Here is a 26,157-nt window from a genome sequence, read left to right as displayed (position 1 = left end):
GCGCGCTGATGGCTGACAAGAAACCCCCGCTTGTCTGACAAGCGGGGGTTTCTTTTGGTGCAAGCCCAGGCACGACCAGGGCTGTGATGCAGGCCAGCCTGTTATGCCGCCTTGTTCAGCACCCAATCCAGCCAGCGCGTGGGCAACAGACGCTTGAGATACCAGAACACATGGGTGGGTGTGGTCACACGGTAGCGCGCCGCCGGCCGCCCTGCGGCCAACGCCTGTTCCACTTTGGCCAGCACGGCGGTGCCAGGTAGCGTAAACGGCGCGGCGTGGCCTTCTTTCTTCAGGCGCTGCAGCTGCTTCTCGTAGCTGTCACGGTGCACACTGCCCTGGATATCCACGTTTTGCAGGAATTTTTGCAGCGCATTGGGGCGAAAGCGGCTTTCAATCGGGCCAGGCTCGATCAGGCTGACAAAAATGCCGCTGCCGGCCAGCTCCAGGCGCAGGGTGTCGCACAGGCCTTCCATGGCGTATTTACTGGCATTGTAGGCACCGCGGTATTTCATGGCGGCAAAACCCAGTACCGAGCTATTGAACAGGATGCGGCCATGGCCCTGGCGGCGCATCACCGGCAGCACGGCGTTCATCAGCTCCCAGGCACCAAACAGATTGGTTTCAAACTGCTCGCGCATGGCCTGCCGGCTGATGTCTTCCACCGCACCGGGCTGGCCGTAGCCGGCATTATTGAACAGGGCGTGCAGCGTGCCGCCACTGCGCTGCAACACTTCAGCCAGTGCTGTGCGGATGCTTTGGCTATCATCTACATTAAGCTGCAGGGCATCGATAAACCCCTGCGCCTGCAAGCTGGCTACGTCTTCGGCGCGACGAGCGGTGGCAAACACGCGCCAGCCCTGCTGTTGCAGGCCACGTGCCACGTCCAGGCCTATGCCGCTGGAGCAGCCGGTAATCAGGATGTTTTTTTGTGTCATCGGTTGAACCAGTTAAAAGACATGCCTGTCAAACTGGCGCATATGTAACAATATGTACATCGCGCCGGGCGGTACGTTTACTAACAAAACCGGCAGATAATAACAAAACCTCACGACAGCCCTCACTCAAGGAGTATTCAACATAATGGAACAGGCCCTCCCCTCTATCGGATCGCCTTTCTTCTATACGGTGTTCTTCGTGGCCGTACTGATCATGATCGTCATCGACATGGTGGCGCTCAAGCAAAGCGGCTCGCACAAGGTATCCATCAAGGAAGCCGCCGGCTGGTCGGCTGTGTGGGTAGCCGTAGCCTGCGCCTTTGGCGGCTGGCTGTGGTGGACTCTGGCCAACGACCCCGCCTATGGCGAGGTGGTAGCCAAACAAAAAACACTGGAGTTTTTTACCGGCTACGTGATTGAAAAATCGCTGGCGGTAGACAACATCTTTGTGTTCCTGATGATCTTTGCCTTCTTCAAGGTGCCGGCAGAGTACCAGCGCCGCGTGCTGCTGTACGGTGTATTCGGTGCCATCATCCTGCGTACCGTCATGGTGTTCCTGGGTGCGGCGCTGGTGAAAGAGTTCAGCTGGATCCTGTACGTGTTCGGTGCTTTCCTGCTGTTTACCGGCCTGAAAATGATGCTGCCGGAAAAAGAGGAAAAAGAAGACCTGGCCAATAACGGCTTGCTGAAGTTCCTGCGCAAGCATATCCGCATGACTGACGACTACCACGGCGAAGCGTTTTTCGTGGTGAAGAATGGCATGCGCTACGCCACACCGATGTTCCTGGTGCTGGTGTTTGTCGAGCTATCGGATGTGGTGTTTGCCGTGGATAGCATCCCGGCGATCTTTGCCGTCACCATGGACCCGTTCATTGTGCTGACGTCCAACATCTTCGCCATCCTGGGCTTGCGCGCCATGTTCTTCCTGCTGGCGGACGTGGCAGACCGTTTCCACCTGCTGCGCTATGGTCTGGCAATCGTGCTGTCGTTCATCGGGGTAAAACTGCTGATCCTGAAGTTCGTGCACATCCCGGTAGCCATCTCGCTGGGCGTGGTGTTCGTGGTGATTATCGGCTCGGTGATTGCCTCGCTGATGTTCCCGAAAAAAGCCGCCTGAGCGTGCCCCACCGGCCTGCTGCCTAGCAGCAGGCCGGCTAACAAACCCCCTTCTGCCTGGCAAAGGGGGTTTGTTTTGCCTGTGCCACCCGCCACACTGCCATGCTGCTGGCTTTGTTGCCGCTTTGTTGCGCAGCGGAAAACCCCTACAATGGCGGCCAACCGTTATAGATGCAGAAGGACAAGCGCCATGGCTAAAACCGCTAAAGCCCAAGCCAGTTTCGAAAGCGCACTGGCGCAGCTGGAGGACATTATCCAGGCGATGGAAGGCGGCGACCTGCCGCTGGATACCGCCCTGACGTCGTATAAGCAGGGTATAGAACTGATCAAGTTCTGCCAGGGCAAGCTGGCAGACGCCGAACAACAGCTGCGCGTGCTGGAAAACGACGAACTCAAGCCGCTGGACCTCACCGATGGCCAATAACACCTTTACCGGCTGGATGACCCATACCCAGCAAACCGTAGAAAGCACGCTGGAAGCGCTGCTGCCCAACGCGGCACGCGCCCCGCAGGTGCTACACGACGCCATGCGCTACAGCACCCTGCAAGGCGGCAAGCGTGTACGCCCGCTACTGGCCTTTGCCGCAGGCGAGCTGAGCGGTGCCGATGCGGCCAACGTGGCCCGCGTCGCCTGTGCGGTGGAGATGATCCACGCCTACTCGCTGGTACACGACGACATGCCGTGCATGGACGACGACGTGCTGCGCCGCGGCAAACCCACCTGCCACGTGCAGTACGACGAAGCCACCGCCCTGCTGGTAGGCGACGCCCTGCAAACGCTGGCCTTCGATGTGCTGGCCACTCCGCTACCCGGCGTAGACGCCAGCCGCCAGCTGGCCATGGTGAAACTGCTGGCCCACGCCAGCGGGCACGCGGGTATGGCCGGCGGCCAGGCCATTGACCTGGCCAGCGTCGGCACCGCACTGAACCAGCCAGAGCTGGAATTCATGCACATGCTGAAAACCGGTGCCTTGATTCGCGCTGCCGTGCTATTGGGCGCATACTGCGGCCAAGCTTTGACCGAAGCAGAAGAAACCGCGCTGGACCACTTTGCCAAGCGCATGGGCCTGGCCTTCCAGGTGGTGGACGACGTGCTGGACTGCGAAGCCGATACCGCCACGCTGGGCAAAACCGCCGGCAAGGATGCGGCCAACGACAAGCCCACCTATGTCAGCCTGATGGGCCTGGGTGAAGCCAAGCAATTTGCCCGCGACCTGTACGACGACGCGCTGGCCGCGCTGGCACCGTTCGGCAGCCGCGCCGAGCGCCTGAAACAGCTGGCAGATTACATCGTGGCCCGCTCGTTCTGACCATAACAAAAGCAACATCATGACTACACTGCTCGACACCATACAGAGTCCGGCCGACCTCAGAACCCTGGACCGCAGCAAGCTGCCACAGCTGGCCCGTGAGCTGCGCGAATTCCTGGTGAGCTCGGTTAGCAAAACCGGCGGCCATTTTGCCTCCAACCTGGGCAGCATCGAGCTGACCATTGCCCTGCACTACGTGTTCAATACCCCGGACGACCGGCTGGTATGGGACGTAGGCCACCAGACCTATCCGCACAAGATCCTGACCGGCCGTAAAGACCGTATGGACAGCATGCGCCAGAAAGGCGGCCTGGCGGGCTTCCCTAAGCGTGACGAATCCGAATACGACACCTTTGGCGTGGGCCACTCGTCCACCTCCATCGGTGCTGCGCTGGGCATGGCAGTCGCCGCCAAGCTGCAAAACATCCCGCGCAAGAGCATTGCCATCATCGGTGACGGCTCCATGACCGCCGGCCAGGCTTTCGAGGCGCTGAACAACGCCGGCGCCATGGATACCGACCTGCTGGTGATCCTCAACGATAACGACATGTCGATCTCGCCCAATGTAGGCGCGCTGAACAACTACCTGGCCAAGCTGATGAGCGGCCGCTTCTACGCCGCGGTCAAAGAAGGCAGCAACAAGGTGCTGGGCATCGCCCCGCCGCTGCGCGATATCGCCAGCAAGATGGAAGAACACGTGAAGGGCTTCTTTACCCCCGGCACGCTGTTCGAGGAGTTCGGCTTCAACTACATCGGCCCGATCGATGGCCACGATCTGGACGTGCTGGTCGACACACTGAAGAACATCAAGAGCCTGAAAGGCCCGCAGTTCCTGCACATCGTCACCAAAAAAGGCCAGGGCTACAAGCTGGCCGAAAACGACCCGGTGAAATACCACGGCGTGACCAAGTTCGATCCGGCCTGTGGCCTGGCCGGCAGCAAAGGCGGCGGCAAGCCACAGTACACGCAGATTTTTGGTGACTGGATCTGCGACATGGCCAAGCTGGACAAACGCCTGGTGGGCATTACCCCGGCCATGCGCGAGGGCTCCGGCCTGGTGCGCTTCGAAAAAGAACACCCGGACCGCTACTTCGATGTGGCCATTGCCGAGCAGCACGCCGTGACCTTTGCTGCCGGCATGGCCTGCGACGGCCTGAAACCGGTGGTAGCGATCTACTCCACCTTCCTGCAGCGCGGCTACGACCAGTTGATCCACGACGTGGCCCTGCAAAACCTGCCGGTAGTGTTTGCCATCGACCGCGCCGGCCTGGTGGGCGCCGACGGCCCCACCCACGCCGGCTCGTTCGATTTGTCCTTCCTGCGCTGCATCCCCAACATGACGGTGATGGCGCCATCCGACGAAAACGAATGCCGCCAGCTGCTGTATACCGCCTTTAGCCTGGACACCCCGACCGCCGTGCGCTACCCGCGCGGCACCGGCCCGGGCGCGGCCATCGAGCAGACCATGACCGCGCTGCCGGTAGGCAAAGGCGTGCTACGCCGCCAGGGCGCCGGCAAGGTGGCGATTCTGGCCTTTGGCAGCATGGTACAGCCCGCGCTGGCCGCCGCCGCCGCGCTGGATGCCACCGTGGCTGACATGCGTTTCGTAAAGCCGCTGGACGCCGCGCTGGTACGCGAGCTGGCCGCCAGCCACAGCCTGCTGGTCACAGTAGAAGAAAACGCCATCATGGGCGGCGCCGGCAGCGCCTGTGCCGAAGCCCTGACCGCCGCTGGCATCAGCATGCCGATGTTGCATCTGGGCCTGCCGGATGACTATGTTGAACATGGGGACCCTGCCGTGCTGCTGGCCGACTGCGGCCTGGACGCCGCGGGCATCCAGCGCAGTATCGAAGCCAGGTTGGCCGCACACTAGCCAGCCGCTGCCCGACAGGCCTGCCGCCCCGCGCTGCAGGCCTTTTTTCTTGCCCATCGTCTACAGGATAAAACCATGACAAGCCTGGACGTACACCACTGGCTGCACCTGGCCAACACCCCCTACGCCGCGCTGCCCATGCTGCTGTCCAGCCTGGGCATCGGCCTGTTGATCGGCGTAGAGCGCGAGCGCAAGCGCCGTGTGCTGGCCGGCATCCGCACCTTTCCGCTGGTCAGCCTGCTGGGCACCATGCTGGCCATGCTGGCAGCGCAGTCCACCCTGCCCTGGCTGATGCCCGCCGGGCTGCTGGCGGTGGCCATGCTGGGCTTTCTGCCATTGGGCAACGGCGGCAGCGAAAGCGCAGGCCCCGAGCCGCGCACCACCTCGGTCATTGCGCTGCTGGTGGCGTATACGCTGGGGCTGATGGTGGGGCTGGGCAATACCGAGCTGGCCATTGCGCTGGGCATCATCACCACCGGCTTGCTGTACCTGAAGCCGGAGCTGTCCAATTTTTCCAACCAGCTGGAGCGGCAAGACCTGCTGTCGCTACTGCAGTTTGCCGCGCTCACCTTCATCATCCTGCCCATTTTACCGAACCAGGGCTTTGGCCCCTACCTGGCGTTTAACCCGCACCGTATCTGGCTGCTGGTGGTGCTGATTGTGGGCGTGGGCCTGGCGGGCTACCTGGCGGTAAAGATTCTGGGGGAGCGCGTGGGCGCACCCGTGCTGGGCATACTCGGCGGGCTGGTATCCACCACGGCCACCAGCCTGGTGTACGCGCGCGAGGCGGCGGCCAACCCTGGCTCGCTACGGCTGGCCACGCGGGTGATCCTGCTGGCCAATATGGTGCTGTTTGTGCGTCTGAGCCTGCTGGCACTGGCCATTGCCCCCACCAGCGTACACAGCGTCGCCAGCATGATGCTACCCGCACTGCTAGCCGGCCTGGCCACCCTGTTCATCTTGGGCAAACGGCAAGCACAGCAGGAAAACGCCCCCGAGCTGACGTTGAAAAACCCGGCCAAGCTCAGCATTGCACTAGGCTTTGCCGCCATGTTTGCGGTGGTGATGCTGTGCTCGGCCTGGCTACGCGACCTGTTTGGCGAAAGCGGCCTGTACGTGGTGGCGCTGGTTTCCGGCCTGAACGATGTCGACGCCATCAGCCTTACCGCGCTGGAGCTGTTTGGCCAGCAGCAGCTGGCCACCACGCCACTGCTGGTAACCATGGCACTGGCGGTGTTCAGCAATACGGTATTCAAGTTCGGGCTGATCGCCAGCATAGGCGGCGCCAGCCTGGCACGGGCCTGCGCCCCTGCGCTGGCCATGTCCATGTTGGGCATGCTGGCGGGGCTGTGGTTGGCCGCAAACTAGCCCCTCCTGCAAACCGCCACAACACACCGCCCGCCCTGCCCACGCACGGCGGGCTTTTTCTTATCGGTTTGCCGTAACAATCCATCGATGGCAATATGTTATACCGTAACATTTTTAATCGAATCGACATCATGCCGCACACTGCCATCCCCGATGTACAAAGCCACCAAGACCTGCGCCATATTCCTATCCGCGAGGTAGGCATCAAGGGCCTGCGCCACCCGCTCAGCCTGCGCCAGGCCAACGGCGAGGTGCAGCATACCGTGGCCGACTGCCAGCTGACGGTAGCCCTGCCGGCCACGCAGAAAGGCACGCATATGTCGCGCTTTGTGGCGCTGCTGCACGCGCAGGACACGCCGCTGGATGGCGCCGGTTTCGAGGCGCTGGTACGCGCCACCGCCACGCGACTGGAAAGCGATAGCGCGCACATCCGCCTGCGCTTTCCGTACTTTCTGGGCAAAACGGCGCCGGCCTCTGGTGTCGCCAGCCTGCTGGACTATCAGGTGTGCCTGGATGGCCGCCTAGCACATGGCCAGTACCAGTACCGGCTGCAGGTCACGGTACCGGTCACCAGCCTGTGCCCTTGCTCCAAGCAGATTTCGCGCTACGGCGCGCACAACCAGCGCTCGCATATCTGCATCGACGCCGAAGCCGATAATGCGCTGGCGGTGGAAACGCTGATTGCCATCGCCGAGGCGCAGGCGTCGTGCCAGCTGTACGGCCTGCTAAAACGCAGCGACGAAAAAGTCGTTACCGAGCAAGCCTACGACAACCCCAAATTCGTGGAAGACCTGGTGCGCGACGTGGCCGAGGCGCTGCGGCAGGAGCCGCTGGTACGGCATTTTGTGGTGACCTCGGAAAACTTCGAGTCCATCCACAACCACTCGGCCTACGCCTGCATCGATAGCCGCGACCTGGCCTGATACACCAGGCTAAGGCTGCAACAAGCCCAGTACAAACGCGGCAGTAGACTGCGGCTGCTCCATGGGGAACAGATGGCTGCCGGGGTGCCAATGGATGCGGGCAGCGAAGTGCTTCTGCATGAAGGTCAGGTCACTGGGCCCGGTAACATCGCTGCCCTCGCCGGCCACATAGTGCATGGGCACCTGTAGTTGGCCGCGCAGCTGCCAGTAGTGATGTGGCAAGGTGCCATAAATGTCGTGCTCCACCTGCGGGCGAAACAGCAGGCGGCGGCCGCCTTCACCATTGTCTTCGGTGCCCAGCGCGGCGTAGTCGTGCAGCACCGCCGGCGCCCAGCGGGCGAAGGCTGGCTTGCGGGCAAAGTAGTCGTATACCGACGTCACACTGGCCCAGTTGTCACGCCGTTTCAGGGTGCCCGTACCCCCCGGGGTCACGTTCTGGATAAACCCCAGCCGCTTGGCCAGCCAGATGCCAAAAGCGCGCTGCGGCGACAGCAGCGGCGAGTCCAGCAGCACCACGCTGCGAAACAGCTCGGGGGCACGGATAGCGGACAGGAACAGCAGGATGCCGCCCAGCGAATGCCCCACCCCATGCACGGGCGCGGTGTAGTGCGCGCGCATGTACGCCACCATTTCTTCTACCAGCTGCGGCCAGCAGTCTGTCACCGGGTAGCGCGGGTCGTGGCCGCTGCACGGCAAAAAACCCACCTCATAGCCGGCGTCCTGCCACACGGCGTGCAGCTGCCGGTAGATGGGCGCCGGAAAGCTGTTGGCGTGGGCAAAGTGAATGGTTTTATCCATATTGTTCTCCTCTGCACCGCATATTAGCGCAAGCAAACACTTGTTTACATGACATCTGCCCACCCTGTGCGGGCTATGATAAGCTGCAGCCGCCCCGGAACACCGACGCCGGGTTACGGTCTATCCTGTTCATTACCCTGCCTGCCTCTACCATGCCTGCACTGTTGCGCCTGTTTCACTGGCTATTCCCCCTGTTAATGCTGATGGAGGCCCTGCCCGCCCGCGCCCTGAACCCGGACGAGCTGCTGCCACCGGAAAAAGCCTTTGCCGCCAGCGTAGAGCAACAGGGCCAGCAGTTACGCGTGCACTTCGACATCGCCAAAGGCTACTACCTGTATCGCGACCGCACGCGTTTTACCAGCCAGCCGGCCGGCGTACTGGGCACGCCGCAGCTGCCCGCAGGCGAGGCCAAGCAAGACCCGTACTTTGGCCTGCAGCAGGTTTACCACCAGCGCGTTACCGTGACGCTGCCGCTGACCGGCCCCATCAACCCCGACACCTTTACCCTGCAGGCCACCATCCAGGGCTGCGCCGATGCCGGCTTGTGCTACCCGCCGTATACCCACCAGCTCAAGATTGGCGACAACAGGCTGGGCGACTGGCTCAGCCCGGCCACAGCAGCCACGCCCGGCGATAGCACCCCGCTGAGCCGCCAACAGCTGTGGGCAACGTTGGCCGCATTTTTACTGGCCGGCCTGGGCATGGCCTTTACCGCCTGCATGTACCCACTGCTGCCCATTGTGTCCAGTATGGTGGCCGGCCAGGGTAGCAAGCTCAACAAAACCCGCGGCTTTGTGTTGACCTTTGCCTACGTGCAAGGCCTGGCGCTGACCTATACCGCCGTGGGCGTGATCGCCGGCAAAACCGGCAGCCTGCTGACCGTGTGGCTACAGCAGCCCGCCGTGATACTGGCCGCCAGCGCGCTGATGGTGGTGTTTGCGCTGGGCATGTTCGACCTGATTACCATCCAGCTGCCCTCGGCGCTGCAAAGCCGGCTGGCGAACCAGAGCAACAAACTGGGCGGCGGCCGCCTGGCCAGCGTGTTTGCCATGGGCGCGCTATCGGCGCTGCTGGTCGGCCCCTGCGTGGCCCCGCCGCTGGCGTTGGCGCTCGGCTATATCGGCCAGACCGGCGACGCCCTGCTGGGCGGGGCCGCCCTGTACGCCATGGCCATGGGCCTGGGCCTGCCGCTGCTGCTGGTAGGCACCTTTGGCGGCCACCTGCTGCCACGGGCCGGGGCCTGGATGCAGCAGGTGAAATACACCTTTGGCGTGGTGATGCTGGGCGTAGCCATCTGGATGGCCGGACCCTTCCTGCCAGTGTGGCTAACCATGCTGCTGTGGGCTGCGCTGGCGCTAGGCAGTGCCTGGTGGCTGCTGCTTAGCCCGCAGCGCCCGACCACACGCGGCATCGGCCTATGGGCAGTACGCCTGCTGGCGGCGGTACTGGCCGTGGCCGGGCTGCTGCAAGTACTGGGCGCGGCGACTGGCGCACCGTCGCCACGGCTGCCGCTGGCGGGTATCTGGCAGGGCCAGCTGGCTGCCAAGCCAGCCTTCCAGCCGGTGACCAACCTGGCCGAGCTGGATGCGGCGTTGGCACAGGCCAAAGCAGCTGGCCAGCCGGTCATGCTGGATTTCTATGCCGACTGGTGCGTGAGCTGCATCGAGATGGAAGAAACCACCTTCCGCGACCCGGCCATTGCCAGCCGCATGGGCAAACTGCGCCTGCTGCAGGCGGATGTCACTGCCAATAATGCCGAGCACCAGGCGCTACTGAAGCGCTTTGGCCTGTACGGCCCGCCCGGCATCATGCTGTACAACGCGCAGGGCGAGCTGGTGCACAAGGTCATTGGCTACCAGAACGCCGACGACTTTGCCACGTCGCTGGGCCAGGTTGGACGCTAAGTTCATCCCTGTTTAAAGCAGCAAGGGCCGGTGCGTGCACCGGCCCTTGCCACGTCTGCCCTGCTGCCAACCTTGGCCGCAGGCTGCTTACTAGCTCAGCCCATCCTCCAGCGCCCGGGCGATCACCAGCTTCTGCACGTCCGAGGTGCCTTCGTAGATCTGCGCCACACGCACGTCGCGGTAGATGCGCTCCACCGGGTAGTCGCTCAGGTAGCCGTAGCCACCCAGCGTCTGGATGGCGGCGGAGCACACCGCCTCGGCCATTTCGGACGCCATCAGCTTGGCCATGCTGGACTCTTTCAGGCAAGGCTTGCCGGCATCTTTCAGCGCAGCGGCGTGCCACACCAGCTGGCGGGCAGCCTCCAGCCGCGCCGCGGCTTCGGCCAAGCGGAAACCTACTGCCTGGTGGCGGATGATAGGCTGGCCAAAGGTGTGGCGCTCGGTGGCGTAACGGGTGGCAAAATCCAGCGCCGCCCGCGCCATGCCCAGGCACTGCGCGGCAATGCCGATACGGCCGGACTCCAGATTGGCCAGGGCAATCTTGTAGCCCTCGCCTTCCGCACCCAGCCGGTGGCTAGCTGGCACACGCACATTGTCAAACACGATCTGGCAGGTGTCCGACGCGTGCTGACCCAGCTTGTCTTCTACCTTGGCCACGGTGTAACCGGGCGTAGCGGTCGGCACCAGAAACGCACTGATGCCCTTCTTGCCGGCCGCCGGGTCGGTCACCGCAAACACGATGGCCACGTCGGCATGCTTACCGTTGGTAATGAACTGTTTTACGCCGTTGATGAGGTAATCGTCGCCATCACGCACGGCGCGGCTGCGCAGGTTGGCCGCATCGGACCCGGCGTCCGGCTCGGTCAGGCAAAACGCCGACACCCACTCGCCACGGGCGATGCGACGCAGAAAGGTATCTTTCTGCCAGTCGTTGCCAAAACGCTCGATCGGGCCACAGCCCACCGAATTGATCACCGAAATGATGGTCGACAGCGCGCCGTCACCGGCGGCAATTTCCTCGATCACCGCGGCCAGGGTCAGGTAGTCGAACCCGGCGCCATCCCAATCCGGCGACACGGTCAGGCCAAAGCATCCCAGTTCGCCCAGACCGCTCAGCGCCTGACGGGGGAAAGTATGCTCGCGGTCCCACACTGCCGCATGCGGCGCCACCTCGCTGGTGACAAAGCGGCGCACCGCATCCACGACCTGTTCCTGCTCTGTAGTCAGCAACATGCTGATTCCTTTTGCTTTCTGTGCGTGATATTGCTCAGCCCTGCCTTTGCAGGCAAAGGCAAAACCTTTTTGCCACGAAAAACACGAAAAAACACGAACAAAAGACCACCGAGATCGCCACCCATGCGGTGTTTTCCGTGGATTCCGTGGCAGAAAACAAACTACACCAGCTCCACTGCCAGTGCGGTCGCTTCGCCGCCACCAATGCACAGGCTGGCCACGCCACGCTTGCCGCCGCGCGCCTGCAGGGCAGCAATCAGCGATACCACAATACGGGCACCGGAGGCACCAATGGGGTGGCCCAGTGCGCAGGCACCGCCGTTAACGTTAACCTTGGCATGCGGCAGGCCCAGGTCCTGCATGGCGGCCATGGTGACCACGGCAAAAGCTTCGTTGATCTCGAACAGGTCTACGTCATCCGCTGTCCAGCCAGTTTTGGCAAACAGCTTTTGCATGGCCCCGACCGGTGCAGTAGAGAACCAGGCCGGCTCGTGCGCGTGGGTGCTGTGGCCCACAATGCGTGCCAGCGGCTGCAGGCCCTGCGCTACGGCATCGCTTTCGCGCATCAGCACCAGCGCGGCCGCACCGTCGGAAATGGAGCTGGCGTTGGCCGGCGTGACCGTGCCGTCCCGCTTGAAAGCAGGCTTCAACGTGGGGATTTTGTCCAGATTGGCTTTAAGCGGCTGCTCGTCCTGCAGCACCACCTCTTCGCCTTTGCGGCTGGCCACGGTCACCGGGGTGATCTCGCCGGCAAAGGCACCGCTGGTAATGGCCTGCTGCGCACGGGTCAGCGACGCGATGGCGTATTCGTCTTGGGCTGCGCGGCTAAAACCGTACTTTTCAGCGCAAGCCTCGGCAAATACACCCATCAGTTGGCCTTTGTCGTAGGCATCTTCCAGACCATCCAGGAACATATGATCCTTGATCTCGCCGTGACCCAGGCGCAGACCGGTACGCACCTTGGGCATCACATAGGGTGCATTGCTCATGCTTTCCATGCCGCCCGCCACCATGACCTTGGCCGCACCGGCTTTCAGCAGGTCATTGGCCAGCATCAGCGCCTTCATGCCCGAGCCGCACATCTTATTGATGGTGGTGGCACCTGCCGAAAGCGGCAACCCGCCCTTGATGGCAGCTTGGCGCGCAGGTGCCTGGCCCTGGCCAGCGGGCAATACGCAGCCCATGATCACTTCTTCAACGGCCTCCGGTGTAACGCCGGCACGCTCTACTGCTGCGCGGATCGCCACCGCCCCCAGGTCGCTGGCGCTCTGGCCGGCAAAGACACCCTGAAAACCACCCATGGCAGTACGCGCCATACCGACAATCACGATTGCTTCGTTGTTCATGGTTCAAGCCTCCGGTTAGATAACGCTTACGTTAACGTAAACTTGGCGTGAAATTCAAGCCTCACGCCGCCATGCTGTGGCGTAGACACCGCAGACCACATGGCATCATCATGCAACACAACGACACCTTCGCCCAGCTGCCAGACAAACCGCCACCGCGCTGGCGGCCCAGTACGACCTGGCCAAGCAAGCAGCCCACACACAGGAGACACCATGTTTTCGCACCTCTGCATCGGCATCAACGACTTCGACCGCGCCCTCGCCTTCTACCGCCCGCTGATGCAAGTGCTGGGCGTCCGCGAGCGCTTTTGCGACCCGTCACGACCGTGGGCAGGCTGGCAAAGCGAGCCTGGTCCGCGGCCGCTACTACTGATCGGCAAACCGCTCGACGGCGCCGCAGCCACCCCCGGCAACGGCCAGACCATTGCCCTGCTGGCCACCACGCGCAGCCAGGTAGACGCCGCCCACCAAGCCGCCTTGCAACACGGCGGACGCTGCGAAGGCGCACCAGGCCTGCGCCCACACTATCACCCGCATTATTACGGCGCCTACTTCCGCGACCCGGATGGCAATAAGCTGTGTGTGGCGTGCCATGCAGCCGAAGAGCAGACCACCCCATCGAATAGCCAGTAAAGAGACCGCATGCACATCAGGAACAAACGCTCAGCAGCGCAATGCAGCAGCATGGATGACATCCGCGCGGAGATAGACCTGCTTGACCAGGCAGTCATCCGCCTTATCGGCCAGCGTTACACATACGTGCTTGCCGCAGCAAAATTCAAAACATCGGCCACCGCAGTGCGCGCACCGGCGCGCTTCAAGGCCATGCTGGCACAACGGCGACAGTGGGCTGAGCAAGAGGGCCTCAGCGCAGACGCTATCGAACGCCTGTTCACAGACCTGGTGAATCACTTCATCGAGGAAGAGATGCAACATTGGCGGCAACAGCAAACTTGAGCTGCCACCACCCTAAGCCAGCCTTGCCGCCCACACACTGGCGGGCAAGCAAGCAAAAAGCCGCAGCACCCGCTGCGGCTTTTTGCTTGCTTGCCCGGCCAAAACGGGCCGACCTATTCCGGCAGCCCGCCGCTGCGCTTTTCCATCCAGTGCTCGCACTGCGCCTTCAGCTGGCCGATCTCGCGCAACACCAGCTGGATATCCTGCATCTGCTGCGTGAGTTGCTGCTCGCGGCGGCTGAGGATATCGACAAATTTGGTGAGCTGTGGCTCGTCATTGTTGGCCGCATCGTACAGCTCGAATAGCTCGCGGATTTCCAGCAGCGACAAACCGATGCGCTTACCGCGCAGGGTCAACATCAGGCGCACGCGGTCGCGGCGCGAGTAGATACGGCGCTGGCCCTGACGTTCGGGCGTGAGCAGGCCTTCCGACTCGTAAAAGCGGATGGCACGGGTCGTTACATCAAACTCCTGTGCCAGCTCGGAAATGCTGAATGTGCGGTCTGCTGCGGCAGTCACGACGTCTCCTGGTTCGGTCACTGCAGTGGGTGGGCGCTAATGAAGCGACGCGCAATTGTAATACGGCAACGCAACACAGGCACGCCGGGTGTAGCAGCCGCTACAAACAGAAACAAGCGCTGCATGCCTGATGACAGCATAGATTACGTTAACGTAAACTGGAACTTATTCCCAACCGTTTCGTTCCGCAAACAGGAGACCCGTAATGACTTCTCGCACCGTAGGCGTCGTTGGCGCCGGCACCATGGGCAATGGCATTGCCCAGACATTTGCCCAGGCTGGCTTTGACGTGATCATGACCGATGTATCCCAAAGCGCCCTGGACCGCGGCCTGGCGGCCATCAGTAACAGCCTGAGCCGCCTGGTAAAAAAGGGGACGCTCACCGACAACGAAGCCGTACTGATTGTGTCACGCATCCGCGGCAGCACCCGGCTTGCCGACCTGGCAGCCTGCGAGCTGGTGGTTGAAGCAGCGACAGAAAATGCGCAGATCAAGGAAAAGATTTTCCGCGAGCTCGCCAGTGTGGTACCTGCCAGCACCATTCTGGCATCCAATACCTCCTCCATCTCGCTAACCACTATCGCTGCCTGGGTCACCTCCCCAGAGCGCGTTATCGGCATGCACTTCATGAACCCGGTACCGGTAATGCAGCTGGTAGAAATCATCCGCGCCTTGCAAACCAGCGACGACACCCATGCGCGCATTCACGCTTTGAGCCTGGAGCTGGGCAAAACACCAGTCACAGTCAAGGACGGTGCAGGCTTTGTCTCCAACCGCGTGCTGATGCCCATGATCAACGAGGCCGCTTTTGTGCTGTATGAAAACCTGGCCACCGCCGAAGACATCGATACCGTGATGAAGCTGGGCATGAACCACCCTATCGGACCACTGGCACTGGCAGACCTGATAGGCCTGGATACCTGCCTTTCCATCATGGATATTTTGCACCGCGAGTTCCGCGACTCCAAATACCGCGCCTGCCCGTTGCTGGTGCAGCTGGTTGCCGCCGGCCACCTGGGCCGCAAGAGCGGAAAGGGTTTTTACCACTATTAATCATCAACTTACGTCACAGCAGCAGACATGTTGTGACGTAACTGCCACATGCGGCAGCGCAACATCACCCCATCTTATTGTAATCCCGTTGCATAAAACTGAGCGCTTGCTTTAGCTTACACACACCGAGTTGACGTTTACGTCAACGACAAGGCCAAAAGCCTTGCACCATTCGCGCAGCCCACCCCCGCTGCCACCCCATACGTTCCGGTTTACCGTATCACCCATGCAAAGCCCCACCAGAGGGCCGGTTGTATCTCGGCTGCCCATGCGGCCAACACAAGAACACAGGAGACACAGAGAGATGGCAAAGCCTGAATTCCTACGACCTGCCCAGACGCAAGAAAGTGTGGCCGACACCTTTCCCAAGCTGCTGCAGGCTCATGCCAGAGAGCGCAGCGCTCGCCCGGCCATGCGTGAAAAAGACCTGGGCATATGGCAAACCTGGAACTGGGACGAAGTCGCGATAGAAGTGCGCGCGCTGGCACTGGGCCTGGCCGCCAAAGGCTTCAAACGAGGCGACCGCCTGGCCGTGATAGGCGACAACCGCCCGCGCTTGTACATGGCCATCATGGCGGCACAATGCATGGGTGGTGTACCCGTACCGCTCTATCAGGATGCCGCGGCAGAAGAAATGGTATTTGTGCTGTCCGACGCCGAAGTCAGCATGGCGGTAGTAGAAGACCAGGAACAAGTAGACAAGCTGCTGGAAATCCGAGATCGCCTGCCCGACCTGCAAGCCATCGTATACGACGACCCGCGCGGCATGCGCCACTACCAGCACGATGGCGTCTATGACATGGCCGAGATCCTGGGTGCCGGGCGTATTCACCACGACGAACACCCGCTGTTTTTCCAGAGCATGGTAGACATGGGCCGTGGCAGCGACCCGGCCATCATGCTGTACACCAGCGGCACCACCGGCAACCCCAAAGGCGTGCTGCACACCTACGACAGCATGATCATTACCGCGCGCAATGCGGCCAAGCTGGAAGGCCTGACCGAGCACGAAGAAGTGCTGGCCTACCTGCCCATGGCCTGGGTGGGCGACAACCTGTTTTCCTACGCCCAGTCACTGGTCGTCGGCTTTTGCGTATCGTGCCCGGAAAGCAGCGATACCGTGATGACCGACATGCGGGAGATCGGCCCCAGCTACTATTTTGCCCCGCCACGCGTGTATGAAAACCTGCTGACCCAGGTAATGATCCGCATGGAAGACGCCGGCCGCTTCAAATACTGGCTGTTCCACTACTTCATGAACCATGCCCGCCGTGTGGGCACCGATATTCTGGAAGGCAAACCGGTAGGTTTCTGGGACCGCGTGGGCTACAAACTGGGCGAGTACCTGGTGTACGGCCCGGTCAAAAACGTGCTCGGGTTCACCCGCCTGAAACTGGCCTACACCGCCGGTGAAGCCATCGGCCCCGAGCTGTTCGACTTCTACCGCGCCATCGGTGTGAACATCAAGCAGCTCTACGGCCAGACCGAAGCCTACGTGATGGTATGCGTACACCCCAACGACAAGGTGAAACCGGACACGGTAGGCGTACCGGTGCCGGGGGTAGAGGTGAAAATTGCCGATAACGGCGAGGTGCTGTTCCGCGGCCCAGGTACCTTTCACAGCTACTGGAAGCGCCCGGATGCGACCAATGAAACCCGTAACGCCGAAGGCTGGGTGTACAGCGGTGATGCAGGTTACTTCGATGAAGATGGCCAGCTGAAAATCATCGACCGCGCCAAAGACGTAGGCCGGCTGACCGACGGCAGCCTGTTTGCCCCCAAATACCTGGAAAACAAGCTCAAGTTCTTCCAGCACATCAAGGAAGTGGTGGCGTTTGGCGATGGCCGGGATTACACCACCGCCTTCATCAATATCGACCTCACCGCGGTAGGCAACTGGGCCGAAAAGCGCGGCCTGCCCTACACCGGCTACACCGACCTGGCCGGCCAGACACCGGTATACGAGCTGATCCGCGAGTGCATAGAAAAAATGAATGCCGACCTGGCGCGCGACCCCAAGCTGCACGGCAGCCAGATCAAGCGCTTCCTGATCCTGCACAAGGAGCTGGATGCCGACGACGGCGAGCTCACCCGCACCCGCAAGGTGCGGCGCAAGTTCATTGCTGAACGCTACGCCCCGCTGATCGAGGCACTGTACGACGGCAGCCAGGCATGCAGCATCGACACCGTGGTGAAATTCGAAGATGGCCGCAGCGGCAACCTGCGCGCCACGCTGCAGATTCGTGACGCCAAGACCTACCCTGCCATTACCTCGGAGGCCGCATGACCCAGCACCGCAAAATCGGCGACGTTATCCTGCAGGCCGAGGCCATCTCGCTATCCTTCGGCGGCGTGAAAGCCCTGTCCAATATCAGCCTGGAAGTACGCGAACACGAGATTCTGTCCATCATCGGGCCCAATGGTGCCGGCAAAAGCTCCATGCTGAACGTGATCAACGGCGTCTACCACCCGCAGCAAGGCCATGTAGTGTACCGCGGCAAAACACGCGACCGCATGCGCCCGCACGAAGCTGCCCGCCAAGGGATTGCCCGTACCTTCCAGAACATTGCGCTGTTCAAGGGCATGAGCGTGCTGGACAACATCATGACCGGGCGTAACCTGAAAATGCGCGCCAACTTTATCCAGCAAGCCCTGTACTGGGGCCGCGCCCAGCGCGAGGAAATTGCCCAGCGTGCCTATGTGGAAAAGATCATCGATTTTCTGGAGATCCAGCACATCCGCAAAACCCCGGTAGGCCGCCTGCCCTATGGCCTGCAAAAGCGCGTAGAGCTGGCACGCGCGCTGGCGGCCGAACCCACCATGCTCTTGCTGGATGAACCGATGGCCGGCATGAACGTGGAAGAAAAGCAGGACATGTGCCGCTTTATCCTGGATGTGAACGACGAATTCGGTACCACCATCGTCCTGATCGAGCACGACATGGGCGTGGTGATGGACATCTCCGACCGTATCGTGGTGCTGGATTACGGCAAGAAAATCGGCGACGGCACACCGGATGAAATCCGCGTAAACCCGGACGTTATTGCCGCCTACCTGGGCGGCAGCCACTAACCCCACAGCTTGCAGCCTGCCCGTGCCCGCGAGGCACGGACGCCCTCGCCTTGCCCGAAGCAAGAACAAAGGCATGCAAAGTTGGCCGCAAGCATGAAAGGAGCAAGTCATGGAATGGCAGTTTTTTCTGGAGGTGCTGGTGGGCGGCCTGCTCGCCGGTGTGATGTATTCGCTGGTGGCGCTGGGTTTTGTGCTGATTTACAAGGCGTCCGGCGTATTCAACTTTGCCCAGGGCGCGATGGTGCTGTTTGCTGCGCTGTCTTTCGTTTCCATCCAGGCCATGGGGGTACCGTTCTGGCTGGCGCTGCTACTCACCCTGGTGCTGATGGTGTTGCTGGGGGTGGGTATTGAGCGGGTGGTGCTGCGCCCGCTGGTCAACCAGCCGCCCATTACCCTGTTCATGGCCACCATCGGGCTGTCCTTCTTTCTGGAGGGCCTGGCGCAAATGGTGTGGGGTACCGACGTTCACGGCCTGGAGCTGGGCATTGCCGATGAGCCGTTTGATGTAGCTGGCGTGTTCATTTCCAAGTTCGACCTGTTTGCCGCTGCCGTGTGCGGCACCCTGGTGGCCACGCTGGCCCTGTTCTTCAGCAAAACCAAGCTGGGCCGGGCGCTCCGCGCCGTGGCAGACGATCACCAGGCCGCCATGTCGGTGGGCATTCCCCTCAAGCACATCTGGGCCATCGTCTGGGGGGTGGCAGGCTTTGTGGCACTGGTAGCCGGCCTGCTGTGGGGCTCGCGCCTGGGGGTGCAGTTTGCACTGACCCTGGTGGTGCTGAAGGCGCTGCCGGTGCTGATCCTGGGGGGGTTTACCTCGGTACCGGGCGCCATCGTCGGCGGCCTGATCATCGGGGCGGGCGAAAAGCTGGCCGAGGTCTATCTGGGGCCTTTCCTGTCTGGCGGCATCGAAAACTGGTTCCCGTACATGCTGGCATTGCTGTTCCTGCTGGTACGCCCGGAAGGCCTGTTCGGCGAAAAACACATCGAGAGGGTGTAAACCATGTTCTACCGTGAATCGGGGCAGTTCAAGAGCAGCTACGCGGCAGACTCTGCCATCTTTACCATCGCGCAGGACCGGGTGTTCATCGCCGCCTTGCTGGCCTTGTCTTTTGTGGCCATACCAGGCCTGGCCAGTGATTACCTGCTGTCCGGCATTCTCATCCCTTTCCTGATCCTGTCCCTGGCCGCGCTGGGGCTGAACATCCTCACCGGCTACGCCGGCCAGCTATCGCTGGGCTCGGCAGCGTTCATGGCGGTAGGGGCTTTTGCCACTTACAACTTCATGGTGCGCCTGCCCGGCATGCCTTTGCTGGTAGCACTGTTTCTGGGCGGTTTGTGTGCTGCGCTGGTGGGCGTGGCCTTTGGCTTGCCATCGCTGCGCATCAAGGGCTTTTACCTGGCCGTGGCGACGCTGGCCGCACAGTTCTTCATCGAATGGGTGTTCACCAAGTTCGGCTGGTTCAGCAACAACAGTAGCTCTGGCGTGATCAGTGCACCGGCCATGCAGATCTTTGGCTACCCCATCGACACCCCGGCCAGCAAATACCTGCTGACGCTGTCCATCGTGGCCTTCATGGCGCTGGCTGCCAAAAACATGGCCCGCGCCAGCATCGGCCGCGCCTGGATGGCAGTACGTGACATGGATGTGGCCGCCGAGGTCATCGGCATCCCCATGCTGCGCACCAAACTGCTGGCCTTTGCCATCAGCTCGTTCTACTGCGGTGTGGCCGGCGCACTGTACGCCTTTGTACTGCTGGGTACGGTGGATGCCCAGGCCTTCGACCTGCACCGCTCTTTCCAGATCCTGTTCATGATCATCATTGGTGGCGTGGGCAGCATTCTGGGCTCGTTCCTGGGGGCTGCTTTCATCGTGCTGCTACCCATCGGCCTGAACCTCATCGGCCAGGTATTTCACGGGGCTATCAGCACACAGTTTCTGGCCAACCTGGAAATGATGCTGTTCGGCGGCCTGATCATTTTCTTCCTGATCGTTGAACCGCACGGCCTGGCACGGCTGTGGCAGATCACCAAGGAAAAACTGCGCGTTTGGCCGTTCCCGCACTAAGCCATACCCCGCCGCCCAGCCCACAGGCAGGGCGGCAAACCGGATGACAAAGGTTGGCCGCAAGCCAGCCACAACACAGCAGTACAACAAGACCTGGAGAGAGAACCATGAAACAGACCATCATCGCCGCATCCTTGGTACTGGCCACCATCGCCGGTAGCGCCCTGGCCGCAGACCAGTTCATTCCGATTCCCAGCTACCGCGTCGGCCCCTACGCCTCCGGTGGCGCCAAGTTCTACGGCGGCATGATCGACTACCTGAACTACGTCAACATGAAAGAAGGCGGTGTGGGCGGGGTGAAGCTGACCTACGAAGAGTGTGAAACCGAATACAAAAACGACCGTGGCGTAGAGTGCTACGAACGGCTGAAGGCCAAAAACGGTGGCGCCAGTGCCTTCAACTTCATGTCCACCGGCATTACCTACGCGGTGATGGACCGTGCCGACAAGGACAAAATCCCGCTGATGACCATGGGCTTTGGCCGCGCCGACGCCCAGGATGGCCGTGCCTTCAAATACACCTTCCCGCTGATTACCAGCTACTGGAGCCAGGCCACGGCCAAGATCCAGTTCATCGGCCAGCGTCTGGGTGGCATGGATAAACTGCGCGGCAAGAAAATCGTCAACCTGTACCACGGCTCGGCTTACGGCAAGGAAACCATCCCGGTACTGGACGCCATGGCCCAAAAACACGGCTTCGAGCTGAAGCATATCGAGGTACCGGCCCCCGGCACCGAGCAACAATCGCAGTGGCTGGATATTCGCCGCGAGCGGCCAGACTTCGTGGTACTGCGCAGCTGGGGCGTCATGACACCGGCCGCCTTGAAGTCGGCACAGAAAGTAGGCTACCCGCGTGAGCAGATCGTCTCCAACTGGTGGGGCGGCTCGGAAGAAGACGCCATCGCCGCAGGCGAGGCAGCCAAAGGCTATATCGCCGGCAGCTTTGCTTTGGACGGCAAGCAGTTCCCGGTGATCCAGGACATCGAAAAAGTGGTGTACGGCGCTGGCAAGGGCAACCTGTCGGACAAGGGTTTCATCGGCACCGTGAACTACAACCGTGGTGTGGTCAGCGGCATCCTGATGGTGGAAGCCATTCGCGCCGCGCAGAAAAAATACGGCGCCAAGACCCTGACCGGCGACCAGATCCGCTGGGGTATGGAAAACATCAATATCGATGCCAAACGTCAGCAGGCATTGGGGGTGACCGACATGTTCCCGCAAGTGCGTACCAGCTGCCAGAACCACGAAGGCAGCGGCTACACCCGCTTCATGCAGTGGGACGGCAAAGACTGGAAGCCGGTGTCGGGCTGGATCAAGGCCGACACCAGCGTCACCCTACCCCTGATCAAGGCCTCGGTTGAAAAATACGTGCAGGAAAAAGGCATCACCCTGCGCGACTGCAACGCCGAGAAATAAGCACTGCACACAAGCCGGCCGGGGCACCACGCCCCGGCCACGGATGGAGCCCTGCCATGCACACTACGTCTAGCCCTTACCTGCTGTCGGTCAACAATATCGAAGTCATTTACAACCACGTGATTCTGGTACTCAAAGGCGTCTCGCTAGACGTACCGGAAGGCCAGATCGTGGCCCTGCTGGGTGCCAATGGCGCCGGCAAAAGCACCACCCTGAAAGCCATTTCCACCCTGCTGCGCTCCGAGCGTGGGGACATTACCAAAGGCAGCATCGCTTTTCGCGGCCAACGTATCGATGCGCTGACGCCAGACCAACTGGTGCGCCAGGGCGTGGTGCAGGTGATGGAAGGCCGCCACTGCTTTGGCCACCTCACCGTAGAAGAAAACCTGCTGACCGGCGCCTACACCCGCAGCATCAGCCGCAGTGAAATCAAGCTGGCACTGGAGCGCATTTACCACTACTTCCCGCGCCTGAAAACCCGCCGCCAAAGCCAGGCAGGTTACACCAGCGGCGGCGAACAGCAGATGGTGGCCATCGGCCGCGCCATGATGGCCGACCCACGCATGATTCTGCTGGACGAACCATCCATGGGGCTGGCACCGCAGATTGTGGAAGAGATTTTCGAAATCGTGCGCGAGCTCAACGAAAAAGAGGGCGTCAGCTTTCTACTGGCCGAACAGAACACCAATGTGGCGCTGAAATACGCCCACTACGGTTACATCCTGGAAAACGGCCGCGTAGTGATGGACGGCAGCGCCGAAGAGCTGCGCAGCAACGAAGACGTCAAAGAGTTTTACCTGGGCCTGGGTGGCGAAGGCCGCAAGAGCTTCCGCGATGTCAAACACTACCGCCGCCGCAAACGCTGGCTGGCGTGATTTTTTGCCACGGCAGCAACGGCTACTCTTTTGCCACAAAAAACACGAAAGACACGAAAAAGGCCCAGCAAACCAAGAACGCCATGCGCGTATCGCTGGCAAGCCTCGCGCGGCACTGGCGAAGCGGGCAGCTGCCGGATGCCGTCCGTGGGGTGCCTGTCGAAGCATGAATGACATCAAGCATGTATGGCTTCATGCCGAGCCCCTCTGCAGCAGCGTCATTCCCGCTCCATGCATGAGTTGCATTACGCGACCTGGTGACACCCGGGGCTGGCTTTTGTTCGTGCTTTTTCGTGGATTTCGTGGCCAGAAATAGCTGCCGCGACGGCCACTACGCATCCATCAACCAGGAAACCGCCACCATGCCCCATCTCGACGCACTGGAAACCCGCGCCCACAGCGACCGGCTGGCTGCATTACTGGCACGCCTGCCGGCCCAGCTGGCGCACGCCAAAACCCACAGCCCGGCCTACGCCAGCCTGCTGGCCGATATCGACTGCGAGCGCATCACCAGCCTGGCGGCGCTGGCCACCTTGCCGCTCACACGCAAGTCCGCACTGTTAGCCGCGCAGCAGGCCAGCCCGCCGTTTGGCGGCTTTGCTGCCGTACTGCCCGGCCAGGCCGCCCGGCTGTTTGCCTCGCCCGGGCCGCTATACGAACCACAAGGCCACGAGGCCGACAGCTGGCGCATGAGCCGCGCGCTGCACGCCGCCGGCTTCCGCCCGGGCGATGTGGTACATAACGGCTTTTCCTACCACTTCACCCCCGGCGGCTGGATGATGGACGCTGGCGCCCGCGCGCTAGGCTGCGCCGTCTTTCCCGGCGGCACCGGGCAAACCGAGCTGCAAGTACAGGCCATGCGTGACCTGGGCGCCAGCGGCTACACCGGCACGCCATCGTTCCTGAAACTGATACTGGAAAAAGCCGACGAGCTGGGCATCGCCCTGCCCCGGCTACACAAAGCCCTGGTTAGCGGCGAAGCATTGCCCGCCAGCCTGCGCAGCTGGTTTGCCGGGCGCGGCATTAGCGTGTACCAGTGCTATGCCACCGCCGACCTGGGCTTGATCGCCTATGAAAGCGCCCCCGGCAGCGGCATGGTAGTAGAGGAAGACATCTTGCTGGAGCTGGTCAGCCCCGGCAGTGGCACCCCGGTAGCCGATGGCGAGGTCGGTGAAGTCGTCGTCACCAGCTTCAATACCGCGTACCCGCTGATCCGCTTTGCCACCGGCGACCTGTCCGCCACCCTGCCAGGCCCTTCGCCCTGCGGGCGCAGCAATGTGCGCATCCAGGGCTGGCTGGGCCGTGCCGACCAAAGTGCCAAAGTGAAAGGCATGTTTGTCCACCCCGAGCAGGTACACGCCGTCGCAGCACGGCACCCCGCGCTGGGGCGCGTACGGCTGGTGATACAGCAACACAACCACCTGGACTGCATGACGCTGCACGCCGAACACCCTGGCCCGCACGACGCAAACCTGGCCGACAGCATTGCCGCCTCGCTACGCGAGCTCACCAAGCTACGCGGCGAAGTGACCCTGTGTACGCCAGGCAGCCTGCCCAACGACGGCAAGATCATTGCCGACGAACGCAGCCTGGCCTAGGCGCTTGCCCGGGGCCATTACCCCAGTCACACCCGACCCGCTACCTGCCCGGCCTGAGCCCGACAGGTAGCATCACCCAAGCCTGTACCACTACCGCCACAAGAACAGTGTTTTCCGCGTTCGGCCAACATGCAGGATGGAAAAAACCAAGCACTTGCTTTAATTTAATGCAAATTGACGTTTACGTTAACGTACACTAAACCGTACTCAAACGGCCACCACAGGAGAACACCCATGTCGCACCTGCCCACCGTCAAGCTGCTCATCGGCGGCGAGTTTGTCGAATCCCGCACCACCGAATGGCGCGATATCGTGAACCCTGCCACCCAGGAAGTGCTGGCACGCGTCCCCATGGCCACTGCCGACGAAGTGGCCGCCGCCATTGCTGCCGGCAAAACCGCCTTCAAGCGCTGGAAGAAAACGCCCATCGGCACCCGCGCCCGTATCTTCCTGAAGCTGCAGCAGCTGATCCGCGACAACATGAAAGAGCTGGCCGCCCTGCTCACCGCCGAACAGGGCAAAACCCTGGCTGACGCCGAGGGCGATATCTTCCGTGGCCTGGAGGTCGTCGAGCATGCGGCCAATATTGGCACGCTGCAGCTGGGCGAATACGCCGAAAACGTGGCTGGCAGCGTGGATACCTATACCGTCATGCAGCCGCTGGGCGTGTGCGCCGGCATTACCCCATTCAACTTCCCTGCCATGATCCCGCTCTGGATGTTCCCGATGGCCATCGCCACCGGCAACACCTTCGTGCTGAAGCCATCGGAGCAAGACCCGCTGGTGACCATGCGCCTGGTCGAGCTGGCTCTTGAAGCCGGCATACCGCCAGGCGTGCTGAACGTGGTACACGGCGGCCCGGACGTGGTGAACGCACTGTGCGATCACCCGGATATCAAGGCCATCAGCTTTGTCGGCTCCACCCGTGTGGGCACCCACGTCTACAACCGCGCCAGCCTGGCCGGCAAACGCGTGCAGTGCATGATGGGCGCCAAAAACCACGCCGTAGTGATGCCCGATGCTAACAAAGAACAAGCGCTGAACCAGCTCACCGGTGCCGCCTTCGGTGCCGCAGGCCAGCGCTGCATGGCGCTGAGCGTGGCCATCTTGGTGGGCGAAGCGCAGCAGTGGCTGCCCGATCTGGTGGCCAAGGCGCAAAGCCTGCGCGTGGGCGCCGGTATCGACAACCCGGACCTGGGCCCGGTCATCAGCTGCAGCGCCCGCGAACGCATCCACGGCCTGATCGAGCGCGGTGTAGCCGACGGCGCCACCCTGGCGCTGGACGGCCGCAATGTCAGCGTAGCCGGCTACCCGGCAGGCAACTTTGTCGGCCCTACCATCTTTAGCGGTGTGAAGCCCGGCATGAGCGTGTACGAGCAAGAAATTTTCGGACCGGTGTTGTGTCTGATGGCCGCCGATACGCTGGACGACGCCATTGAGCTGATCAACGCCAACCCCAATGGCAACGGCACTGCCATCTTCACCCAGAGCGGCGCAGTGGCGCGGCGCTTCCAGGAAGACATCGACGTAGGCCAGGTCGGCATCAACGTACCCATTCCGGTGCCGGTGCCGCTGTTCAGCTTTACCGGCTCGCGCGCCTCCAAACTGGGCGATCTGGGCCCCTACGGCAAACAGGTCGTGCTGTTCTATACCCAGACCAAAACCGTCACCAGCCGCTGGTTTGACGACGAGGCCAGCAGTGGCAAGGTGCAGACCACCATTTCGCTGAAATAGGCCCGTGTAGCCACGCAAACCACGAAACGCATAAAAGCGGATACACCACCGCCCCGCCTGGCG

At 61.8% G+C, this 26,157-nt stretch carries 23 protein-coding genes; 18 read left to right on the top strand and 5 right to left on the bottom strand.

The window, feature by feature from the left end; genetic code table 11:
• Positions 1-101: 101 nt before the first annotated feature.
• Positions 102-935 (bottom strand): SDR family NAD(P)-dependent oxidoreductase, encoded by an 834-nt coding sequence (locus tag ACZ9XP_RS03835; protein ID WP_465188015.1) that lies wholly within the window; start codon positions 933-935, stop codon positions 102-104.
• A gap of 145 nt (positions 936-1,080) precedes the next feature.
• Here ACZ9XP_RS03835 and ACZ9XP_RS03830 point away from each other — a divergent pair, with 145 nt between their 5' ends.
• The 6 genes from ACZ9XP_RS03830 to folE2 all read left to right on the top strand — a co-directional run bounded on the left by ACZ9XP_RS03830 (position 1,081) and on the right by folE2 (position 7,525).
• A complete protein-coding gene (locus ACZ9XP_RS03830; RefSeq protein WP_465188014.1) occupies positions 1,081-2,052 on the top strand; it encodes a TerC family protein in 972 nt (323 codons plus the stop codon).
• A gap of 189 nt (positions 2,053-2,241) precedes the next feature.
• The gene (locus tag ACZ9XP_RS03825; protein WP_144373043.1) at positions 2,242-2,475 is read left to right on the top strand and encodes an exodeoxyribonuclease VII small subunit; all 234 of its coding nucleotides are present in this window, start codon (positions 2,242-2,244) and stop codon (positions 2,473-2,475) included.
• Positions 2,465-3,361, top strand: a complete 897-nt coding sequence (locus tag ACZ9XP_RS03820) for a polyprenyl synthetase family protein (RefSeq protein ID WP_147684670.1) — start codon at positions 2,465-2,467, stop codon at positions 3,359-3,361. The genes ACZ9XP_RS03825 and ACZ9XP_RS03820 overlap by 11 nt, the downstream gene beginning before the upstream one ends.
• Positions 3,362-3,380: 19 nt before the next feature.
• Positions 3,381-5,234: a 1-deoxy-D-xylulose-5-phosphate synthase gene (gene dxs / locus ACZ9XP_RS03815; RefSeq protein WP_147684667.1), complete on the top strand. Its 1,854-nt coding sequence runs from the start codon at positions 3,381-3,383 to the stop codon at positions 5,232-5,234.
• 75 nt (positions 5,235-5,309) lie between these two features.
• Positions 5,310-6,602 carry an MgtC/SapB family protein gene (locus tag ACZ9XP_RS03810; RefSeq protein ID WP_147684665.1) on the top strand — a complete coding sequence of 431 codons (1,293 nt, stop codon included), beginning with the start codon at positions 5,310-5,312 and terminating at the stop codon, positions 6,600-6,602.
• A gap of 131 nt (positions 6,603-6,733) precedes the next feature.
• Positions 6,734-7,525: a GTP cyclohydrolase FolE2 gene (folE2, locus tag ACZ9XP_RS03805; protein WP_465188013.1), complete on the top strand. Its 792-nt coding sequence runs from the start codon at positions 6,734-6,736 to the stop codon at positions 7,523-7,525.
• Between the two features lie 9 nt (positions 7,526-7,534).
• On the opposite strand, the gene ACZ9XP_RS03800 is transcribed toward folE2, so the two are convergent.
• The gene (locus ACZ9XP_RS03800) at positions 7,535-8,323 is read right to left on the bottom strand and encodes an alpha/beta fold hydrolase (RefSeq protein WP_147684661.1); all 789 of its coding nucleotides are present in this window, start codon (positions 8,321-8,323) and stop codon (positions 7,535-7,537) included.
• 152 nt (positions 8,324-8,475) lie between these two features.
• On the opposite strand from ACZ9XP_RS03800, the gene dsbD reads away from it, so the two are divergent.
• Entirely contained in the window at positions 8,476-10,227 is a 1,752-nt protein-coding gene (dsbD, locus tag ACZ9XP_RS03795) for a protein-disulfide reductase DsbD (RefSeq protein WP_147684659.1), read from the top strand.
• 90 nt (positions 10,228-10,317) lie between these two features.
• Here the strand turns inward: dsbD and ACZ9XP_RS03790 are convergent, their stop codons facing one another.
• Both ACZ9XP_RS03790 and ACZ9XP_RS03785 read right to left on the bottom strand, forming a co-directional pair.
• Entirely contained in the window at positions 10,318-11,460 is a 1,143-nt protein-coding gene (locus ACZ9XP_RS03790) for an acyl-CoA dehydrogenase family protein (RefSeq protein WP_147684657.1), read from the bottom strand.
• 161 nt (positions 11,461-11,621) lie between these two features.
• Complete coding sequence (locus ACZ9XP_RS03785) at positions 11,622-12,806, bottom strand: acetyl-CoA C-acyltransferase (protein ID WP_147684654.1); 1,185 nt, start codon at positions 12,804-12,806, stop codon at positions 11,622-11,624.
• 213 nt (positions 12,807-13,019) lie between these two features.
• Here ACZ9XP_RS03785 and ACZ9XP_RS03780 point away from each other — a divergent pair, with 213 nt between their 5' ends.
• A complete protein-coding gene (locus ACZ9XP_RS03780; protein ID WP_147684652.1) occupies positions 13,020-13,439 on the top strand; it encodes a VOC family protein in 420 nt (139 codons plus the stop codon).
• Positions 13,440-13,448: 9 nt separating this feature from the next.
• Positions 13,449-13,763, top strand: a complete 315-nt coding sequence (locus tag ACZ9XP_RS03775) for an isochorismate lyase (protein ID WP_147684650.1) — start codon at positions 13,449-13,451, stop codon at positions 13,761-13,763.
• Between the two features lie 113 nt (positions 13,764-13,876).
• Here ACZ9XP_RS03775 and ACZ9XP_RS03770 read toward each other — a convergent pair whose 3' ends face one another.
• On the bottom strand, positions 13,877-14,281 hold the full coding sequence (locus tag ACZ9XP_RS03770; RefSeq protein WP_147684648.1) for a MerR family transcriptional regulator: 405 nt from the start codon (positions 14,279-14,281) through the stop codon (positions 13,877-13,879).
• Positions 14,282-14,486: 205 nt separating this feature from the next.
• Here ACZ9XP_RS03770 and ACZ9XP_RS03765 point away from each other — a divergent pair, with 205 nt between their 5' ends.
• The 9 genes from ACZ9XP_RS03765 to ACZ9XP_RS03725 all read left to right on the top strand — a co-directional run bounded on the left by ACZ9XP_RS03765 (position 14,487) and on the right by ACZ9XP_RS03725 (position 26,094).
• Positions 14,487-15,335 (top strand): 3-hydroxybutyryl-CoA dehydrogenase, encoded by an 849-nt coding sequence (locus ACZ9XP_RS03765; RefSeq protein WP_465188012.1) that lies wholly within the window; start codon positions 14,487-14,489, stop codon positions 15,333-15,335.
• Between the two features lie 304 nt (positions 15,336-15,639).
• Complete coding sequence (locus ACZ9XP_RS03760; RefSeq protein WP_465188011.1) at positions 15,640-17,622, top strand: AMP-binding protein; 1,983 nt, start codon at positions 15,640-15,642, stop codon at positions 17,620-17,622.
• Entirely contained in the window at positions 17,619-18,407 is a 789-nt protein-coding gene (locus ACZ9XP_RS03755; protein ID WP_147684641.1) for an ABC transporter ATP-binding protein, read from the top strand. The genes ACZ9XP_RS03760 and ACZ9XP_RS03755 overlap by 4 nt, the downstream gene beginning before the upstream one ends.
• A gap of 109 nt (positions 18,408-18,516) precedes the next feature.
• Positions 18,517-19,404, top strand: coding sequence for a branched-chain amino acid ABC transporter permease (locus tag ACZ9XP_RS03750; protein ID WP_147684639.1), 888 nt, complete (start codon positions 18,517-18,519; stop codon positions 19,402-19,404).
• Positions 19,405-19,407: 3 nt separating this feature from the next.
• Positions 19,408-20,472, top strand: coding sequence for a branched-chain amino acid ABC transporter permease (locus ACZ9XP_RS03745; RefSeq protein WP_147684637.1), 1,065 nt, complete (start codon positions 19,408-19,410; stop codon positions 20,470-20,472).
• Positions 20,473-20,579: 107 nt separating this feature from the next.
• Positions 20,580-21,887, top strand: a complete 1,308-nt coding sequence (locus tag ACZ9XP_RS03740) for an ABC transporter substrate-binding protein (protein ID WP_147684634.1) — start codon at positions 20,580-20,582, stop codon at positions 21,885-21,887.
• A gap of 56 nt (positions 21,888-21,943) precedes the next feature.
• Positions 21,944-22,762 (top strand): ABC transporter ATP-binding protein, encoded by an 819-nt coding sequence (locus ACZ9XP_RS03735; RefSeq protein ID WP_147684632.1) that lies wholly within the window; start codon positions 21,944-21,946, stop codon positions 22,760-22,762.
• 362 nt (positions 22,763-23,124) lie between these two features.
• Positions 23,125-24,360 (top strand): AMP-binding protein, encoded by a 1,236-nt coding sequence (locus ACZ9XP_RS03730; RefSeq protein ID WP_147684630.1) that lies wholly within the window; start codon positions 23,125-23,127, stop codon positions 24,358-24,360.
• Between the two features lie 234 nt (positions 24,361-24,594).
• Positions 24,595-26,094: a CoA-acylating methylmalonate-semialdehyde dehydrogenase gene (locus ACZ9XP_RS03725; protein ID WP_147684628.1), complete on the top strand. Its 1,500-nt coding sequence runs from the start codon at positions 24,595-24,597 to the stop codon at positions 26,092-26,094.
• Positions 26,095-26,157: the final 63 nt, after the last annotated feature.

The organism is Vogesella perlucida, from assembly GCF_979366545.1.
This window is presented reverse-complemented; position numbering and strand designations above follow the sequence as displayed.